21 protein-coding genes and 1 tRNA gene are annotated in these 18,324 nt (G+C 65.6%); 9 read left to right on the top strand and 13 right to left on the bottom strand.

Annotated features, from left to right (window positions below; genetic code table 11):
- Positions 1-4: 4 nt before the first annotated feature.
- The 6 genes from hisS to ndk form a co-directional block, all read right to left on the bottom strand.
- Positions 5-1,276 carry a histidine--tRNA ligase gene (hisS, locus tag JF515_RS13320; protein WP_203104919.1) on the bottom strand — a complete coding sequence of 424 codons (1,272 nt, stop codon included), beginning with the start codon at positions 1,274-1,276 and terminating at the stop codon, positions 5-7.
- Positions 1,277-1,407: 131 nt separating this feature from the next.
- Positions 1,408-2,526, bottom strand: a complete 1,119-nt coding sequence (ispG, locus tag JF515_RS13325; protein ID WP_203104920.1) for a flavodoxin-dependent (E)-4-hydroxy-3-methylbut-2-enyl-diphosphate synthase — start codon at positions 2,524-2,526, stop codon at positions 1,408-1,410.
- Between the two features lie 66 nt (positions 2,527-2,592).
- The gene (locus tag JF515_RS13330; protein ID WP_203104921.1) at positions 2,593-3,525 is read right to left on the bottom strand and encodes a helix-turn-helix domain-containing protein; all 933 of its coding nucleotides are present in this window, start codon (positions 3,523-3,525) and stop codon (positions 2,593-2,595) included.
- On the bottom strand, positions 3,522-4,289 hold the full coding sequence (pilW, locus tag JF515_RS13335; RefSeq protein WP_238401055.1) for a type IV pilus biogenesis/stability protein PilW: 768 nt from the start codon (positions 4,287-4,289) through the stop codon (positions 3,522-3,524). Before pilW ends, JF515_RS13330 begins: the two co-directional genes overlap by 4 nt.
- A 26-nt stretch (positions 4,290-4,315) precedes the next feature.
- The gene (gene rlmN, locus JF515_RS13340; RefSeq protein WP_203104923.1) at positions 4,316-5,473 is read right to left on the bottom strand and encodes a 23S rRNA (adenine(2503)-C(2))-methyltransferase RlmN; all 1,158 of its coding nucleotides are present in this window, start codon (positions 5,471-5,473) and stop codon (positions 4,316-4,318) included.
- Between the two features lie 22 nt (positions 5,474-5,495).
- Positions 5,496-5,927 carry a nucleoside-diphosphate kinase gene (gene ndk / locus JF515_RS13345; RefSeq protein WP_203104924.1) on the bottom strand — a complete coding sequence of 144 codons (432 nt, stop codon included), beginning with the start codon at positions 5,925-5,927 and terminating at the stop codon, positions 5,496-5,498.
- Between the two features lie 232 nt (positions 5,928-6,159).
- Between ndk and sufB the strand changes: the two genes are divergently transcribed.
- From sufB to JF515_RS13380, 7 genes are all read left to right on the top strand, one after another.
- A complete protein-coding gene (gene sufB, locus JF515_RS13350) occupies positions 6,160-7,617 on the top strand; it encodes a Fe-S cluster assembly protein SufB (protein ID WP_203104925.1) in 1,458 nt (485 codons plus the stop codon).
- Positions 7,618-7,672: 55 nt separating this feature from the next.
- On the top strand, positions 7,673-8,452 hold the full coding sequence (gene sufC, locus JF515_RS13355) for a Fe-S cluster assembly ATPase SufC (protein ID WP_203104926.1): 780 nt from the start codon (positions 7,673-7,675) through the stop codon (positions 8,450-8,452).
- A complete protein-coding gene (sufD, locus tag JF515_RS13360; RefSeq protein WP_203104927.1) occupies positions 8,449-9,708 on the top strand; it encodes a Fe-S cluster assembly protein SufD in 1,260 nt (419 codons plus the stop codon). Before sufC ends, sufD begins: the two co-directional genes overlap by 4 nt.
- Positions 9,705-10,919, top strand: a complete 1,215-nt coding sequence (locus JF515_RS13365) for an aminotransferase class V-fold PLP-dependent enzyme (RefSeq protein ID WP_203104928.1) — start codon at positions 9,705-9,707, stop codon at positions 10,917-10,919. The genes sufD and JF515_RS13365 overlap by 4 nt, the downstream gene beginning before the upstream one ends.
- Before the next feature lie 52 nt (positions 10,920-10,971).
- On the top strand, positions 10,972-11,340 hold the full coding sequence (locus JF515_RS13370; RefSeq protein WP_203104929.1) for a HesB/IscA family protein: 369 nt from the start codon (positions 10,972-10,974) through the stop codon (positions 11,338-11,340).
- Between the two features lie 22 nt (positions 11,341-11,362).
- Entirely contained in the window at positions 11,363-11,902 is a 540-nt protein-coding gene (gene sufT, locus JF515_RS13375) for a putative Fe-S cluster assembly protein SufT (RefSeq protein WP_203104930.1), read from the top strand.
- A gap of 84 nt (positions 11,903-11,986) precedes the next feature.
- Entirely contained in the window at positions 11,987-12,439 is a 453-nt protein-coding gene (locus tag JF515_RS13380) for a SufE family protein (RefSeq protein WP_203104931.1), read from the top strand.
- A 15-nt stretch (positions 12,440-12,454) separates the two neighbouring features.
- Here JF515_RS13380 and JF515_RS13385 read toward each other — a convergent pair whose 3' ends face one another.
- From JF515_RS13385 to iscR, 3 genes are all read right to left on the bottom strand, one after another.
- A complete protein-coding gene (locus JF515_RS13385) occupies positions 12,455-13,027 on the bottom strand; it encodes a heme NO-binding domain-containing protein (RefSeq protein ID WP_203104932.1) in 573 nt (190 codons plus the stop codon).
- Between the two features lie 86 nt (positions 13,028-13,113).
- Positions 13,114-14,274 (bottom strand): IscS subfamily cysteine desulfurase, encoded by a 1,161-nt coding sequence (locus JF515_RS13390; RefSeq protein ID WP_203104933.1) that lies wholly within the window; start codon positions 14,272-14,274, stop codon positions 13,114-13,116.
- Between the two features lie 22 nt (positions 14,275-14,296).
- Positions 14,297-14,761: a Fe-S cluster assembly transcriptional regulator IscR gene (gene iscR / locus JF515_RS13395; protein WP_203104934.1), complete on the bottom strand. Its 465-nt coding sequence runs from the start codon at positions 14,759-14,761 to the stop codon at positions 14,297-14,299.
- A 194-nt stretch (positions 14,762-14,955) separates the two neighbouring features.
- Between iscR and JF515_RS13400 the strand changes: the two genes are divergently transcribed.
- Positions 14,956-15,032, top strand: a tRNA-Met gene (locus JF515_RS13400).
- Positions 15,033-15,531: 499 nt separating this feature from the next.
- Here the strand turns inward: JF515_RS13400 and JF515_RS13405 are convergent.
- From JF515_RS13405 to JF515_RS13420, 4 genes are read right to left on the bottom strand one after another with little or no spacing between them, the layout of a single operon-like run.
- Positions 15,532-16,143, bottom strand: coding sequence for a TPM domain-containing protein (locus JF515_RS13405; protein WP_203104935.1), 612 nt, complete (start codon positions 16,141-16,143; stop codon positions 15,532-15,534).
- Entirely contained in the window at positions 16,143-16,895 is a 753-nt protein-coding gene (locus JF515_RS13410) for a TPM domain-containing protein (RefSeq protein ID WP_203104936.1), read from the bottom strand. The genes JF515_RS13405 and JF515_RS13410 overlap by 1 nt, the downstream gene beginning before the upstream one ends.
- A 3-nt stretch (positions 16,896-16,898) precedes the next feature.
- The gene (locus JF515_RS13415; protein ID WP_203104937.1) at positions 16,899-17,489 is read right to left on the bottom strand and encodes a LemA family protein; all 591 of its coding nucleotides are present in this window, start codon (positions 17,487-17,489) and stop codon (positions 16,899-16,901) included.
- Positions 17,486-17,827, bottom strand: a complete 342-nt coding sequence (locus JF515_RS13420; RefSeq protein ID WP_338015224.1) for a GIY-YIG nuclease family protein — start codon at positions 17,825-17,827, stop codon at positions 17,486-17,488. The genes JF515_RS13415 and JF515_RS13420 overlap by 4 nt, the downstream gene beginning before the upstream one ends.
- 86 nt (positions 17,828-17,913) lie before the next feature.
- Here JF515_RS13420 and JF515_RS13425 point away from each other — a divergent pair, with 86 nt between their 5' ends.
- Positions 17,914-18,324, top strand: a complete 411-nt coding sequence (locus JF515_RS13425; RefSeq protein WP_203104938.1) for a hypothetical protein — start codon at positions 17,914-17,916, stop codon at positions 18,322-18,324.

The raw sequence follows: 18,324 nt of genomic DNA on the forward strand, positions 1-18,324 counted from the left end.
CTCCTTAGTCGGCCAGGCGGGTGGCCAACCAGTCGGCCACCTCGTCCTCGTTCAGTTGCTGTTGCTCGTCTTGTTCACGCAGCGGCTTCACGGCCACCTGCCTGGCGGCCACTTCGTCCTCACCCAGAATCAGGGCGTAGCGGGCGCCGCTGCGATCCGCTTTCTTCATCTGGCTCTTGAAGCCACCGCCGCCGCAGTGGCATTGGATGCCGACGCCCGGCAGGGCATCGCGCAGACGCTCGGCCAGGGCCAGTGCCTGGGCCTGCACATTACCCATGGCGGTAATATAGATCGCCACCGGGCCCTGCAGTTCCTGACCCTTTTTCTCCAGCAGCAGCACCAGCCGTTCCAGCCCCATGCCGAAGCCCACCGCCGGGGTGGGTTTGCCGCCCAGTTGCTGTACCAGGCCGTCGTAGCGACCGCCGGCGCACACCGTGCCCTGGGCGCCCAGCGCGTCGGTGGTCCACTCAAACACGGTTCGCCCGTAGTAATCCAGCCCGCGCACCAGGTTGGGGTTGATCACGTAGTCGACGCCGGCGGCTTCCAGCAGCGCCTTGAGTTGCTCGAAGTGATCGCGGGCGGCGTCGCCCAGGTGATCGGCCAGCCGTGGCGCGTCCTGCAATACCTCGCGGGTGCCCGGGTCCTTGCTGTCCAGCACCCGCAGCGGGTTGCGCTCCAGGCGGTTCTTGGAGTCCTCGTCCAGGCGCTCGCGGTGCTCGCGCAGAAACGCCACCAGGGCGTCCCGGTAGCGGGCCCGGTCGTCCGGGTCGCCCAGGGTGTTCAGTTCCAGGGTGACCTGGTCCGCCAGCCCCAGATCCTTCCACAGGCGGGCGGTGAGCAGGATCACCTCGGCATCGATGTCCGGGCCTTCCATACCGAAGGTTTCCACGCCGATCTGGTGGAACTGACGGTAGCGGCCGGCCTGGGGGCGCTCGTGGCGGAACATGGGGCCGGTGTACCAGAGCCGCTGGGTCTGGTTGTATAGCAGGCCGTGTTCCTCGGCGGCACGCACGCAACCGGCGGTGCCTTCCGGGCGCAGGGTCAGGCTGTCGCCGCTGCGATCCTCGAAGGTGTACATCTCCTTCTCGACGATGTCGGTGACCTCGCCGATGCCACGGGCGAACAGCTCGGTGCGCTCCACGATGGGCATGCGGATTTCCCGGTACCCGTAGGCGGCCAGCACCGTGCGGGCACGCTGCTCCAGCCACTGCCAGAGCGGGGTCTGCTCGGGCAATACATCGTTCATGCCGCGTACCGACGCGATCTTCTTACTCACCGGTGCTCCTTAAAAAAACGCTCGACGCCGGACGCTGGACGCCCGACGCAGTTTAATCCGTCGCCCGACAATGACCGCCGGAAGCCGGTGTTGTTCAGCGTCCGGCCTCCGGCGTCAAGCGTCCGGCGTTATTACTCGCTGCGCGCGATGATGCCGTTGGCCTCGTCCTCGCGCATTTTTTCCACCTTGGCGCGCACCATGCGTTCCAACTCGTCCACCAGCGCTTCCTGTTTGATGTGGTGGCTCTTTTCCCCATCCAGATAGGACAGGTTGTTGGGGGTGCCGCCGGTCAGGCCGATGTCCGCCTCGCGGGCTTCGCCGGGGCCGTTCACCAGACAGCCGATCACCGCCAGGTCCACGGACTCGTTGATGTCCTCCAGGCGCGCTTCCAGCTCGTTGACCGTATCGATCACGTTGAAGTTCTGCCGGGAGCAGCTCGGGCAGGCGATGATGTTGACGCCCTTCTTGCGCAGATTGAGGCTCTTGAGGATGTCGAAGCCGACGCGGATTTCCTCCACCGGGTCGGTGGCCAGGGAAATGCGGATGGTGTCGCCGATGCCTTCCATCAGCAGGCCGCCCAGGGCCACCGCGGACTTCACCGTGCCGGAGCGGAAGGTGCCGGCCTCGGTGACGCCCAGGTGCAGGGGCTGTTCGATCTGGCTGGCCAGCTTGCGGTAGGCCTGCAGAGTCATGAAGACGTTGGAGGCCTTGACGCTGATCTTGAAGTCCTGGAAATCGTAGCGGTCCAGGATCTCGGCGTGGCGCAGGGCGGATTCCACCAGGGCGTCGCTGGTGGGCTCGCCGTATTTGCGCTGCAGCTCCTTTTCCAGGGAGCCGGCGTTGACGCCGATGCGGATCGGCACGCCGTGGTCGCGGGCGGATTCGATCACCGCGCGCACCCGGTCCTCGCGGCCGATGTTGCCGGGGTTGATGCGCAGGCAGTCGGCGCCTTCGTCGGCCACCTTGAGGGCGATCTTGTAGTCGTAATGGATATCGGCCACCAGCGGCACCGACACCTGGCGTTTAATCCTGCCGAAGGCCTCGGCGGCCTCCATGGTCGGCACCGAGACCCGCACGATGTCCGCGCCCACGTCCTCGAGCCGGCGGATCTGGCCCACGGTGGCGTCCACGTCACAGGTGTCGGTGTTGGTCATGCTCTGCACCGAGATCGGCGCATCACCGCCCACCGGCACCTTGCCGACGTGGATCTGGCGCGATTTGCGACGCTGAATGGACAGTTCCGGTTCCATAACCTGCTTCCTGAAACGTTCGAGCTGTGAGGAATGTGGGCGCGCTCGTGGCGAGCGCAAGGGCGCTCAGGGCAAGGTCACGCGTACCACATCGCCGGAGCGCTGGCTGGGCAGGGCGAGGGATTCGCCGTTGACGCTTACCGAGGAGACCGCGGCGGCGTCACCCACGGTGAGCCGGAACGGGGCCTCGCCTTCCAGGGTAACGCTGTCACCGGCCTGGCGCTGCCCCTGGCTGAGGGTGGCGCCGCTGGCGTCCACCACCTTGATCCAGCAGACCCGGGAGAAAGAGAGGCGCAGGCGGTCCACGCCGTCCTCCGCCGGGCGCGGCGCGGCGTCGGTGGTGTCGGCGACACCGGCATCCGGCGCGCCGGCGTCGGCCAGTTCGGACTCGTCGGACATGGAGCCCGGCAGCCGCGAGGGCGCCGGGCCGCCACCGTCCGGGCTGGCGCCGCCGTTGTCGGGCAGCGGCTCCAGGGTCTCGTCGGCGGGGGCCACCGGGTCGGTGTTCTCGGGCAGCGCGGGCTCCGGGGTGCCGCCCTCCGCCGGGGCGCTTTCCGACGCCGGCGCGCCGGCTTCCCCGGCCGGAGCCGAGGCCCCGGGCACCGCGCCGTCCCGGGGCCACAGCCACCAGCCCAGAGCCACCACCAGCGCCACCACCAGGATCAGCAATATCGGCAGGCGCCACTCCCGACCGCGCGGCGTGTCTTCCTGGGCTTCCTGGTGGCGCTCGTCCTCGGCGCTGCTTAGAGCGTCGACCTCCTGCTGGAAGCGGCGCGCCAGTTCCTCGGCGGGGAGCCCCAGAAAGCGGGCATAGTTACGCAAATAGCCCTTGATGAATGGCGGCTCCGGGAGCCGGTCGTAGTCGTCTTCCTCCAGGGCCCGCAGGTAGGACAGCGACAGCCTCAGGTGCTTGGAGACCTCGTCCTGACTCAGACCCTGCTCTTCCCTGGCCCGGCGCAAACGCTCGCCGGGTAACATGGCCTCTTCGTCCACGCTCATTGAGCTCCCTCCTGCCCGTTACGCCAATCCTGCCAAAGCCGGTACTCCCGGCTGCCCGGGTAGAGATTCTGCAACGCCAGCTCATAGCTGGATTGCTGATCACGCTTGCCGAGGGCCGCGGCCAGGCGAATGCCCACCCACAACGCCTCGGCGCTCTGCGGGCGCACGCGGCGCTCGTAGTCGCGATAGTAGTCCCAGCCCAACCGGGGCCGGCCATCGTCGTAATAGAGGCGGGCCAGCTCCAGCAGCACGGCGCTGGCACGGGGATTCAGGCGCAGGGCACGGACATAGGCTTCGCGGGCCTGCTCCGGCTTGCCGAGTGCCTTGTAGGCGGCGCCCATGTTGCTGAAAGCACTGGCGCGGCCTTCATAGCCCGGGTCGTGGGCGGCGCGCTTGAACTTGTCCAGGGCTTCCTGATAGCGCCCCTGGGAAAACAACAGCGTGCCGTAGTTGTTGAGCGCCGGGGAATAATTACGGTCGGCGCGCAGCGCCTGCCTATAGTGATACTCCTCCTGCACCGGGTCGCGCTCGTAGTTGTACAGAAGGGCCATGGCGTTTTGTGCCTGGGCGCTGTTGCCATCGAGCGACAGGGCGCGGGAGAAGTGACGCCGCGCCTCGGAGGGGTTGCCCATTTGCAGGTACTTCATGCCGGCGGCCACCCGGGTGGCCACCGCGTCCTCCACGTTGACCTCGTTCGGGTCGCCCCCTTCGGTGACGGTCATGCACCCGCCCAAAGCGCCCAGGGTGGCGGCGAGGACAAGCATGAGGACGAACTGTCGAAGCGTAGGGCTCATTGCGCGGGCGCTGTATTGCTGTCCGGTTGTTCGGCGCGGTGGAAAATGGAAGCCTTCCACCGCTCGCTGCGGCGGGTGCGGTCCTTCACCTCGCCCACCAGCTGGCCGCAGGCCGCGTCGATATCGTCGCCGCGGGTGGTGCGCACCGTGGTAAGAACGCCATTGTCATTCAGGAATTTGTGGAATGCCAGGATGTCCGCCTTGCGGGAACGTTCGTAGCCGGCATGGGGGAACGGGTTGAAGGGAATCAGGTTCACCTTCACCGGGATGCCCTTGAGCAGCTTGACCAGCTGGCGGGCGTGCTCCGGTTTGTCGTTCACATCGCGCAACATCACGTATTCCATGGTGATGGTGTTGTGGCGATGGGTGATGTTGTCGCTGTAACGCTTGCACGCCGCCATCAGCTCCTTGAGCGGATACTTGCGGTTGAGCGGCACCAGTTCATTGCGCAACTCGTCGTTGGGGGCGTGCAGACTCAGCGCCAGGGACACATCCAGGTCGGCGCTAAGCTGATCAATCTTGGGGATCACCCCGGAGGTGGACAGGGTGATACGGCGTTTGCTGATGCCGTAGCCCAGGTCGTCACGCATGATGCGCATGGCGTCCAGAACCGGCCCGTAGTTCAGCAACGGTTCGCCCATGCCCATCATCACCACGTTGGTGATGGGATGTTCGCCCAGGTTCTTGCGCGGCCCGAAGGAGCGGCTGGCCTGCCATACCTGGCCGATGATCTCGGCGCTGGTCAGGTCGCGCTGGAAGCCCTGCTTGCCGGTGGAGCAGAAACTGCAGTCCACGGCGCAGCCCACCTGGGAGGACACGCACAGGGTGCCGCGGCGACCGTCGGGAATGAACACGGTCTCCACGGCGCCACCGTTGTCGGCCTCGAACACCCATTTGCGGGTGCCGTCCCGGGAGATGCCCTCGTGGAGCACCTCGGGACCGCGAATCTCGGCCACGCGGGCGAGTTTTTCGCGCAGGGCCTTGCCCACGTCGGTCATGTGCTCGAAGTCGTCCACCTGGTGGTGGTGGATCCACTTGAGTACCTGCTGGGCACGGAACTTCTTCTCGCCCATGGCCAGGAAGAACTCCTCCATGGCGGGGCGTGTGAGTCCGAGCAGATTCACCTTGTCGGTCTGGACCTCGTGGGCGGTCATGCGTCTCCTCCAGGCACCCGTATTAGCGGGTGCGCGGGCAGATTTCCTCGTCGGCGAAGAAGTAGTCCACTTCGCGGGCGGCGGATTCGGTGGAATCAGAACCATGGACAGCGTTTTCGTCGATGGTTTCCGCGAAATCCGCGCGAATGGTGCCGGCGTCGGCATCCTTGGGGTTGGTGGCGCCCATCAGATCGCGGTTTTTCTTCACCGCGTCCTCGCCTTCCAGCACCTGCACGGTCACCGGGCCGCTGGTCATGAAAGCCACCAGGTCGCCGAAGAACGGACGCTCTTTGTGCTCGGCGTAGAAGCCTTCGGCCTGCTCACGGCTCAGGTGCAGCATTTTCATCGCCACCACCTTCAGGCCCGCTTTCTCGAAACGGCCCAGGATCTCGCCGATCGCGTTCTTGGCCACGGCATCGGGCTTGATAATAGAGAGGGTACGCTCAACAGCCATCTGTCTGATCACTCCAGAATTGCATAAGTCTTTGGGGGTCGCTGAAACCGGCGGATTATACGCATCAAGGGCCGAATATGATACCGTTGGCCGCCGCTAACGGACCGCCGTGCCTGACCGGATTCCCCCTCGCCGCCTTATCCTCTATAATACCTGAGTAATTTACTATGGTATTCCGCGAAGACCGGTACCTAAGCAGCAACCGGCACTTTGCAACGATGAGCCACGAACTATGAGCAGCCAAGCCGAACTCGACAATTCCGAACTGGATCGCGTCATCCGCTCCGAGTACGAGGCGGGCTTCACCACCCTGGTGGAATCCGACACCCTGCCCCCGGGCCTCAACGAGGACGTCATCCGCGTTATTTCCGCCAAGAAGGAAGAGCCCGAATGGCTGCTGGAATGGCGCCTGGAAGCCTACCGCCACTGGCAGACCATGCAGGAGCCGAACTGGGCCCACGTGGAATACCCGCCGGTGGACTTGAACGCGATCTCCTACTATTCCGCGCCGAAAAGCATGGAAGGTCGGCCAAAGAGCCTGGATGAGGTGGACCCGGAGCTGCTTGAGACCTACAAGAAGCTGGGCATCCCCCTGCACGAACAGGAAATGCTCGCCGGCGTGGCCGTGGACGCGGTGTTCGACTCGGTGTCCGTGGCCACCACCTTCAAGAGCAAGCTGGCCGAGGCCGGGGTGATCTTCTGCTCGATCTCAGAGGCGGTGCGCGAGCACCCGGAGCTGGTCAGGAAGTACCTGGGCTCCGTGGTCCCCAAAGGCGACAACTACTTCGCCGGCCTCAACTCCGCGGTATTCACCGATGGCTCCTTTGTCTACATCCCCAAGGGGGTGCGCTGCCCCATGGAGCTGTCCACCTACTTCCGCATCAACGAGGCCAACACCGGCCAGTTCGAGCGCACCCTGATCGTCGCCGACGAGGGCAGCTACGTGAGCTACCTGGAAGGCTGCACCGCGCCGCAGCGCGACGAGAACCAGCTGCACGCGGCGGTGGTGGAGCTGGTGGCCCTGCCCGGCGCCGAGATCAAGTATTCCACGGTGCAGAACTGGTACCCCGGCGACGAGGACGGCAAGGGCGGCATCTACAACTTCGTGACCAAGCGCGGCGTCGCCCACGACCACGCCAAGATCAGCTGGACCCAGGTGGAAACCGGCTCCGCGATCACCTGGAAGTACCCGTCCGTGGTGCTGCGCGGCGACCATTCCGTGGGCGAGTTCTACTCGGTGGCGCTGACCCGCCACGCCCAACAGGCCGACACCGGCACCAAGATGATCCACCTGGGCCGCAACACCAAGAGCACCATCGTTTCCAAGGGCATTTCGGCGGGCAAGAGCTCCAACGCCTACCGGGGTCTGGTGCGCATGGGCCCGCGGGCGGAGAACGCGCGCAACTTCACCCAGTGCGACTCGCTGCTGCTGGGCGATACCTGTGGCGCGCACACCTTCCCCTATATCGAGACCAAGCACCCCAGTGCCACCGTGGAACACGAGGCCACCACCTCCAAGGTGAGTGACGACCAGCTGTTCCTGTGCCGGCAGCGCGGCATCGATCCGGAGAAAGCGATTTCCATGATCGTGAACGGCTTCTGCAAGGAAGTGTTCAAGGAACTGCCCATGGAGTTCGCGGTGGAAGCCGGCAAGCTGCTGGAAGTGAGCCTGGAAGGAGCGGTGGGCTGAGCCAACGGCCCACCTCCGTTGAACGAATCTGAATGAATTGTCTGGAAGTCGATTAATGCTGGAAATTCGCGATCTGCACGCCTCCGTGGCCGGCCAACCGATCCTCAAGGGCCTGAACCTCACCGTGAAGCCCGGCGAGGTGCACGCCATCATGGGCCCCAACGGCTCCGGCAAGTCCACCCTGGCCAATGTGCTGGCCGGGCGCGACAACTACGAGATCACCGGCGGCGAAGCCCTGTTCGAAGGGAAAAGCCTGGCGGAGCTGGAGCCCGAAGAGCGAGCGCAGCTGGGTCTGTTCCTGGCGTTCCAGTACCCGGTGGAAATCCCCGGCGTCTCCAACATGGAATTCCTGAAGGCGGCCCTGGAAGCCACCCGCGCCGCCCAGGGCAAGGAAGAGTGGGATTCGGTGACCCTGCTGCGCAAGGCCCGCGAGGCCTGCAAGCAGGTGGACCTGGACCCGCAGTTCCTCAAGCGCGGCGTCAACGAGGGCTTTTCCGGCGGCGAGAAAAAGCGCAACGAAATCATGCAGATGCTGCTGATGGAGCCGAAGCTGGCGCTGCTCGACGAAACCGACTCCGGCCTGGACATCGACGCCCTGCAGACCGTGGCCAAGGGGGTCAACTCCCTGCGCGGGCCGGAGCGTGGCATCGTGCTGGTGACCCACTACCAGCGCCTGCTGGACTACATCGTGCCGGACCACGTGCATGTGCTGTCCGGCGGCCGGATCATCAAATCCGGCGGCAAGGAACTGGCCCTGGAACTGGAGCAGCACGGCTACGGCTGGCTGACCGACGACCAGAACGGCGGCAACGATAAAGAGGACCGGACGGCATGAGTGGCGACAACGCCCTGAACCTGCCCGAGGACCTTAAGACCCGGGCTCTGGAAAACGCCCGCCAGGCAACGCCGGTGGAAGCGCTGGCGCCGCTGCGCCAGGAAGCCCTGGCGGCCCTGGAAGGCGCCGCCTTCCCCGGGCGCAAGACCGAGGCCTGGAAGTACACCTCCTTGTACGCGCTCACCGACGGCCACCTGGCGGCCCGCGCCGAAGGCGCCGCGCCGGAGGATCTGCCGCGCCTGAGCGATTACCGGCTGGTGCTGGTCAACGGTCGCCTGGATGAACGCCACACCACCCTGCCCGAGGGCGTCTCCCTGGGCCGCCGGGCAAGCCGTCTGGAGGGGCTGACCACGCCGTTCGCCCTTTACAACGGCGCCGCCCTGGAAGACGCGGTGACCCTGGACGTGGCCGCCAACACCGATGTGTCCGCCCCGATCCAGGTGCTGCACGTGAGCGCCGGCGACGCGCCCTCGCACTGCAATACCCGGCTGGAAGTGAACCTGGCCGCCGGCAGCCGCCTGACCCTGATCGAGCAATACCTGGGCGCCGGGCCGGTGCTGACCAACGCGGTCACCGCCATCCAGGCCGCCGACAACGCCCGGCTGACCCATTACCGGCTGCAGGCCGACGCCGGCGACAGCCTGCACATCGGCACCCTGTTGTTCCAGCAAACCGGCGTCAGCCGCATCGACAGCTACCAGTTGATGGCCGGCAACCGGCTGCGCCGCAACGACGTGCGCGCCTTCCTGGACAAGAGCGGCGCCGAGCTGAATATGCACGGCATCTTCGTGGCCCGCGACCGCAGCCACATCGACAACCAGCTGTGCGTGGAGCACCGCGTGCCGGAGTGCACCTCCAATCAGGTGTACCGGGGGCTGGCCGGAGAGAAGGGCCGCGCCGTGCTCAACGGCCGCATCCACATCCACCCGGGCGCCAAGGGCACCCTGGCGGAACTGAGCAACAAGAACCTGCTGCTCAACCCCGGCGCGGAGATCGACACCAAACCGGAGCTGGAAATCTACAACGACGACGTCAAATGCGCCCACGGCGCCACCGTCGGCCAGCTCGACGCCCTGCAGCAGTTCTACCTGCAGTCGCGGGGCATCCCGCTGGCCGAGGCCAAGCGCATGCTCAGCCTGGGCTTCGTCAACGAGCTGATCATGAGCCTGCCGGACCAGACCGTGGCGGACTGGGCCCAACCCTGGCTGGCCGCCGAGCTCGGCCAGCGCCCGGGCGCTGACGAGGAGGCCGCATGAGCTTCGATGTGCAGGCCCTGCGCGCGCAGTTCCCGATCCTTGAACAGACGGTGAACGGCAAACCGCTGGTGTATCTCGACAACGCCGCCACCACCCAGAAGCCCCGGGCGGTGATCGACGCGGTGACCGCCTACTACGAGGGCGTCAACAGCAATGTGCACCGTGGCGCCCACTACCTGAGCGACAAGGCCACCGCCGAGTTCGAGGCGGCCCGGGCCACCGTGGCGGATTTCCTCAACGCCGACCGCGAGGAAATCATCTGGACCAAGGGCACCACCGAGGGCATCAACCTAGTGGCCCAGAGCCATGGCCGCGAACAGCTCCAGCCCGGCGATGAAGTGCTGATCACCGCCCTGGAACACCACGCCAACATCGTGCCCTGGCAGCAGGCCTGCGAACGCACCGGCGCGCTACTGAAAGTGGTGCCGCTCAACGAGGACGGCAGCGTCGACGAGCAGGCCTATCTTGACCTGCTCAACGAGCGCACGCGCATTGTCGCCCTGTCCCATGTGTCCAACAGCCTGGGCACCGTGAACCCGCTGAAACGCTGGCTGAAAGCGGCCCGCGACGTCGGCGCCGTGACCCTGGTGGATGGCGCCCAGGCGGTGGCCCATTTCCCGGTGGACGTGCGTGAGCTGGGCTGTGATTTCTACGCCTGCTCCGGCCACAAGCTGTTCGGCCCCACCGGCATCGGCGCGCTGTACGGCCGCCGCGAGCTGCTCGACGCCATGCCGCCCTACCAAACCGGCGGCGAGATGATCGAGACGGTGAGCTTCGAGAAAAGCACCTGGAACAAGCTGCCCTACAAGTTCGAGCCGGGCACCCCCAACATCGCCGGGGTAATCGGCCTGGGCGCGGCGGTGCGCTGGCTCGGCCAGCAGGACCGCGCCGCGCTGAGCGCCCACGAAGACGCGCTGCTGGCTTCCGCCACCGAGCAGGCCGGGGCCTTCGACGGCTTGAAAATCATCGGTAACGCCGCCACCAAGGTGGGCGTGCTGTCCTTCTTGCTGGACGGCGCCCACCCGGCGGACGTGGGCACCCTGCTCGACCAGCAGGGCGTGGCGGTACGCACCGGCCACCATTGCTGCATGCCACTGATGGACAGCCTGGGCATTCCCGGCACGGTGCGTGCGTCGTTTTCGATCTACAATACCCTGGAAGAGGTGGACAGCTTGTTCCAGGCGCTGAAGAAGGTTCAGACTTTTCTTTGAACCAGCGGCCTTATGTGGCCGCCCGCAACTTGCCACTCAGCAAGGTGACGCTATGACCGTACAGACATTCGTACCCGGCCAGGCCGAGATTCACATGACCGACGCCGCCCGCGATCAGGCCCGTCGCGAAATCGCCCGCGCCAACGCCGGCGGCATCCGCCTGGACCTGGATGAGTCGGGCTGCTCCGGCTACATGTACGAGCTCAACTTCGTCGAGCGACCGCAGGACGGCGACCGCCGCTTCGAGGTGGACGGCGTGGTGCTGTATGTGCCGGAAAAATGGCTGGCCATGCTCAATGGCCTGCAAATCGACTATGTGAAGGAAGGCGTCAACAGCCTGTTCAAGTTCCGCAACCCCAACGCCACCGGCGAATGCGGCTGCGGCGAGAGCTTCACCGTCGAGGATATGGACGAGATCTGATTTGGCCACCGGACCCTCTACCTTGGAACAGCGCACCGTGGTGGTGAGCCGGGACGTACCGGCGCGGCTGGTGCCGGACGGCACCCGCATCACCATCCACAAGAACAGTTTCGTGAACCTGCGCCAGGCTTTGGGCGGCACCTACACGGTGACGATCAACGGCAACATGGCGCGCATCGACGGCACCGACGCCGACGCCATCGGCCAGACTCCGCTGGAGCTGGATTTCGAGGCGCCGGAAGAAGACGGCTCGGTGCGCGACGAGGACCTGCAGCAGGTGCTGGGCACCATCTACGACCCGGAAATCCCGGTGAACATCGTCGACCTGGGCCTGGTGTACGGCTGCGACGTGATCCGCCGTGACGAAAAAAACGTGGTGCAGGTGCGCATGACCCTCACCGCCCCCAACTGCGGCATGGGCCCGGTGCTGGTGGGCGACGTGGAGGACCGACTGGCCAAGGTGCCGAACGTGGACGCGGTGGAAGTGGCGTTGATCTTCGATCCGCCCTGGAGCCGCGACATGATGACCGAGGAAGCCCAGCTCGAACTGGGCTTGTTTTGAAAACGCCGACACGCTTGCACGCAACACGCCAGCACGCGGCGTGTGAGCGTGGAGCGTGTTGCGTGCAAGCGGAGACATTGGGTTTTGAGCGAGTTTAATATCCGCGACATCAAGCTGGGCCGCGACGTCACCGCCGAGGACATTTGCGAGGACCTGGAATTCCTGGACGACTGGGAAGAGCGCTACCGCTACATCATCGACCTGGGCAAGCAACTGCCGCCCATGCCGGAGGAACTGCGCACCGAGGAGCGCTTCGTGCGCGGTTGCCAGAGCCAGGTATGGCTGGTCACCGACTATGACGCGGACGCCGGCATCCTCTATCTGGCGGTGGAATCCGATGCCCTGATCGTGCGCGGCCTGGCGGCGATCATCCTCACCGCCCTCAATGGCAAGGCGCCGCAAGAGGTGGCCGCCTACGACATGGACGCCTTCTTCGAACGCATCGACCTGCTGCGCCACCTGAGCCCCACCCGGGGCAACGGTCTGCTGTCCATGGTCGGCCGCATCAAGCAGGAAGCCGCCGCCCTGTCCGCCTGACCTCCTGGCAGCCTGCTAGACGGCGGTCAGCGAGGGCCGCCGGCTCTCCGCGCGCGTCAGCCGGAACACGAACCGCCGGTGGCCGCCGCGCACGGGCTCGTTTTCCATCAGTTCCGCCTTTTCCCCGAAATACCCGGCCACGCCGTACACCGCCCCCACCGCCAGAGCGCTCAAATCCCGGTGCGAGTGATAATACAGCTCCAGCACCCCGGGAGCGGTCTCCCGCACCTGGATGCGCGGCGGCTGGGCCTGGGGATCCTTGAGCCTCACCAGCTTCTCGTGGATATGCTCTTCCAGATTGAGCAGGAAATCCCGGGCGTCCCAGTGGGCGGGAATCAAAGACCGGTACATCTTGATCAAAGGTGGAATGGTCCAGGCCCCGAAACTCTCCAGAAGATCGTTCCGGCACAGGCCCACTTCATCCTCGAGGGCCACCAGCAAACGCTCCAGATGAGCATCCGGATAAAGCCGCACCGGGGCATGGGCCTGGTCCGCCAGCCCCGCGGCACGGCGCGCTCCCTCCCAAACACCAGGGCCGAAACGGTCCGTCACGAAATGCCGGAACTGATACAGAATCACGCCATGCATGCGCCGCTCCCCTTGTCGTTTCAAGAAGCGGGAAGCAAGGCGCGGGCCAATCGCCGGAACCGCCCGGCCCGACGCTGACGCGGGTTTCAGGCGCGGTGCCGGCTGGCCTCGCGGAGCCGGGTGACGACCTCCGTCACGTTCTGCCCGACGCGGTCAATGTCCGCCTCGGAGGTGAAGCGGCCCACGGAAAAACGCAGAGCGCTGCGCGCCAGGTCGTCGGCCAAGCCCATGGCCTTGAGCACATAGGAGGGCTCCAGGGTGGCGGAGGTGCAGGCGGAACCGGTGGACACCGCCGCCTCGGTAAGCGCAGTGAGCAGCATCTCGCCATCAACCCCTTCGAAGGCCAGGTTCAGATGACCGGCCAGGCGAGGTGCGTCTCGCCCGTTGAGATGAACGCCGGGCAGTTCCGCGATCTTCGCATAGAGACGATCGCGCAGGGCGGCGAGGCGCGCCTGCTCGTTGTCCCGCTCCGCCATTGCCAGGGCCAGCGCCTCGCCCATGCCCACGATCTGGTGCGTGGCCAGGGTGCCGGAGCGCATGTTGCGCTCGTGGCCACCGCCGTGAATCTGGGCCGCCACCCGGACATCCGGGTGACGCCGCACATAAAGCGCGCCGATGCCCTTGGGGCCATAAATCTTGTGGGCGCACAGTGACACCAGATCCACGGGCAGCTCGCGCACGTCCAGAGGCAGCTTGCCGGCGCTCTGCGCCGCGTCGGTGTGGAACAGGGCGCCGTGCTCGCGGCACAGGGCGCCGATAGTGGCGATGTCGTTGATCACCCCGGTCTCGTTGTTGGCATGCATGATGGACACCAGCACGGTGTCCTCGCGCAGCGCCGCCTTGACCTTGGCCGGGTCCACGCGACCGTCCGCCTCCGGGGCGATCCAGGTCACCGGGTGGCCCCGGCGCTCCAGCCAGGCGCAGGGATCGAGTACCGCCTTGTGCTCGGAGGTGGCGGTGATCACATGGCCACCGCCACGCTGCTCCAGCACGCCTTTGAGGGCCAGGTTGTCGGCCTCGGTGGCACCGCTGGTCCAGACGATCTCGCGGGGGTCGGCGTTGATGGCGTCGGCCACCTGGCGGCGGGCGTTTTCCACCGCCTCCTCGGCAAGCCAGCCGTACAGGTGGCTGCGCGAGGCCGGGTTGCCGAAGTTGTCGTCCGGCCCCAGACAGGCCGTCATTGCCTTCACCACCCGGGGGTCCACCGGGGTGGTGGCGGCGTAATCCAGATAAACCGCTTGGGACATGATGGGAAGATTCGGTTACGGGTTAAAGGGTGCTCACCGGAACCCGGTTCTGCCGTGCGTCCTGACGCTGAGCCACGGACCGCACCTCATGGCGGGCCACCAGCTCACCCAGGGTGATGCCGGACAGAAAATCCTGGATCTGATCGGAGAGGTCGCACCACAGGTGATGGGTCAGGCAGATGTCGCCCTCCTGGCAGTCGCCCTGGCCGCCACAGCGGGTGGCGTCCACGGACTCGTCCACCGCCGCGATCACCGCGGCCACGTCGATATCGTCACCGGAACGGCTCAGCCGGTAACCGCCGCCGGGGCCGCGCACACTGGTGACCAGATGGCGGCGACGCAGCTTGGCGAACAACTGCTCCAGATAGGAGATGGAGATTCCCTGACGGTCGGAAATGTCAGCCAGGGAGACGGGGCCGGTGTCCGCGTGCAAAGCCAGATCCAGCATCGCGGTCACCGCATAGCGGCCCTTGGTGGTCAGACGCATACCCACACCTTTGGTACGTGATTACGGTGATAGACTAGTGAAAACCAACTAAATCGGTCAAGTATTACCGGAACAATAATTGATAATCATTATCAAGTAAATTCCCAGTGTGCAAGAAATGGACGCTCAATCCCCGGTGTGGGTTCCCCGCCTTGACAGGCGCGGGGCGCTCGCGGACAATTCGCGGCCTCTGTGGCAAGGTAGCTCAGCTGGTTAGAGCACAGCACTCATAATGCTGGGGTCGGCGGTTCAAGTCCGCCCCTTGCTACCACTCTTCAGGAAGGCCGCCCTCGGGCGGCCTTTTTCGTTTGCGGAGCCGCGTTCCCGTTCCGTTGGCCGACCCCGCTTTTTTTGCTGGGATCGGCGCAGGGTGGCCTGCCCGTTCAAGTCCGCCCCTTGCTACCACTCTTCAGGAAGGCCGCCCTCCGGCGGCCTTTTTCGTTTGCGGAGCCGCGTTCCCGTTCCGTTGGCCGACCCCGCTTTTTATGTGCTGGGGTCGGCGCAGGGTGGCCTGCCCGTTCAAGTCCGCCCCTTCCTACCACTCTTCAGGAAGGCCGCCCTCGGGCGGCCTTTTTCGTTTGCGGAGCCGCGTTCCCGTTCCGTTGGCCGACCCCGCTTTTTTTTGCTGGGGCCGGCGCAGGGCGGCCTGCCCGTTCAAGCTTTTGATCGCGACTGAAGCCGCTCCTACGGAGTAGAACCAACCGATGGGGGTTATCTCCGTGGGTTTCCGCGGTAGGAGCGACTTCAGTCGCGATGCCGAAGGCACCGCGTCAGAGCATAACCAGGTGATTGGGCAGTTCGTTCTTCTGTTCGGTGGCGGGGAGTTTGGTGATCAGTTCGTCGCCGCAGGAGGCGATGCATTCCAGGAAGCCGTTGAGCACCTCGCCTTGCTTCACGTGGCCGGTGAAGGTGTCGACGATGGATTTCCAGCGTTCGTCCGGCACCCGGGCGGCGATGCCCCGGTCGGCGAGGATTTCCACGTAGTGCTCCGCCTCGCTGACGAAGATCAGCAGCCCGGTGCCATCCTTGGTGTGGTGCAGGCCCTGGTCGAGGAAGGTGCGGCGGGCCAGGTTGGCGGCGCGCCATTGCTTCACCCGGCGCGGCACCAGGGCCATCATCAGCGGCGGCCAGCGGAACAGCAGCGCCAGCGCCACCAGCACGGTCCATTGGGCGAGCAGGGTTTCCAGGGCGCTGAGCCAGATCGGCAGGAACGCCAGCACCAGGGGCACCAGCAGGGAGAGCAGCGCCGCCCACATCAGGGGGATGTAGCGGTAGTCGTCGGCCTGCCGGGCCAGCACGGTGACCAGCTCGGCGTCGGTGTCCTTCTCAATGGCCGCGATGGCGCGGGCCACCCGCTTTTGGTTCTCTTCATTCAATAGCATTACCAGCCTCCCGAGGCGCCGCCGCCCCCAAAACCGCCGCCGCCTCCACCGAAGCCGCCGCCACCGCTGAATCCACCCCCACCGCCGCCACCGAAGCCACCGGTGCCCATGGGCAGGAACATGGCGCCGCCACCCCGGCCACGGCCACCGCCGCCGCCCATGGCGCCGAAGGTGAACAAGATGGTGATCACCACCAGGCCAATCAGATAGAGCAGCGTGGTGAGCCCGCCACTGACATGAATGCGTTTGGCCGGCGGTGGCGCCTGGTACTCGCCCTGGATGGCGGCGAGGATGGCGTCGACGCCGGCGCTGATGCCGCCGGCGAAGTCACCGCGACGGAAGGCGGGGCGGATCTCATTCTGAATGATGGTGGCGGAAAGGGCGTCGGTGAGGGCGCCTTCCAGGCCATAGCCCACTTCGATGCGCAGGCGGCGCTCATTGGGGGCGACGATCAGCAGCACGCCGTTGTCCTTGCCTTCCTGGCCAATACCCCATTCCCGACCAAGCTGGTAGCCGTACTCCTCAATGGGATAGCCCTGCAGGTCGGGGATGGTGACCACCACCACCTGGTTGGAGCTTTGCTGCTCCTCGGTGGCGAGCTTGTCGGCCAGGGCCTGCTCCTCGGTGGGGTTGAGCAGGTTGGCGTTGTCCACCACCCGACCGGTGAGCTCGGGAAACTGCGGGGCGGCCCAGACGCTGGCCGCCATCAGCCACAGCAGGGCGGCCAGACCGCCGTGTCGTATCAGGGTCATGATTTACTCGAAGTTGACGGTCGGCGCCTGCTCGGCGTTTTCCGTGGTGGCTTCAAAGTTCTCGCGCTGCTCCAGCTCGCTGTACAGCAGGCTGTGCCAGATGCGACCGGGGAAGGTGCGAATTTCGGTGTTGTACTTACGCACCGCCTCGATGTAATCCCGGCGAGCCACCGCGATGCGGTTTTCGGTGCCTTCCAGCTGCGATTGCAGGGCCAGGAAATTCTGGTTGGATTTCAGCTCCGGGTAGCGTTCCACCACCACCATCAGCCGCTGCAGGGCGGAGCCAAGCTGGCTCTGGGCTTGCTCGAACTGCTTGAACTTCTCCGGGTTGTCGAGGATGTCCTCGCCGGCCTGGATCGAGCCCACCTTGGCGCGGGCCTCGGTGACCGCCACCAGTACCTCGCGCTCCTGATCGGCGAACCCCTGCACGGTGTTGACCAGGTTGGGCACCAGATCGGCGCGGCGCTGATACTGGTTCTGCACCTGCGCCCAGGCCGCCTTGACCTGCTCGTCGTAGGTGGGAATGGTGTTGATACCACAGCCGGCCAGGGTCATGGCCAGCCACATCAGCACGAAGGCACGCCAAAGCTTCATGTAAGGGTCTCCTGTTTGGAAGTGTCGGCAGTCAAGCAATTCCCGGCGCCGTTGGCAACCGGCCTGGATGCGCCGGCGGTAACGGCACGGATCAAACGTTCCTTGCGGGCCCGGGGCAACGCCTTGAGGCGCGCCTCCAGGCGACCGGCGCGGGCCCGGTCCGGGACCTCCACGCACAGCACCAGGGCTACCGGCCGCCGGGCGCGAGTGTAGCGGGCGCCGCGCGGGCCGTCGTTGTGTTCGTTCCAGCGCCGCAGCACGTCGGTGGTGACGCCGGTATATAGGGAGCCATCCGCGCAGCGCAGCATATACACCCACCAGTCGCTGCCCTGTTTCACGGTTTTACATCCTCTTGCGTTCAAGTTGCTATCATCATCGGCGGTACTGAAGCGACACAACAATAGCCTGAAACAGGGAGTTTCGCATGATCACCTATTTGTACTGGTTCCTGGTGGCGGTGGCCATTTTCCTGGTGCTGTTCGGCGTCGGCGTGCGCATGGGCAAATGGAAGCCGGCGCTGATCATCGCCGCGATCCTGTGGCTGGCGGGCACCCTGCTCTACTATTTCTGGCTGGAGCAGATTTTCGTCAAGCGCCTGGGGGGCACCATGACCCTGACCATTCCGGCGGGCCAGCAGCACATCGCCGCCACCTGGAAAGGCGACAACCTCTGGATCGAGAATTACGATCCGGAGACCAACCGCTGCATCTTCCGCGAATACTCCCGGGGCAACATGCTGGAAGGCCAGGTGGTGCTCAAGGACTGCAACCCGCTGCGCGCCGGCGGCGGTGAGGGCAAGGCCGCCATCCCCGAGGGCCCGCGCACCCCGCTGTGA

Origin of the sequence: Alloalcanivorax marinus (assembly GCF_016785095.1) — a bacterium.
GTDB classification, from domain to species: Bacteria; Pseudomonadota; Gammaproteobacteria; order Pseudomonadales; family Alcanivoracaceae; genus Alloalcanivorax; species Alloalcanivorax marinus_A.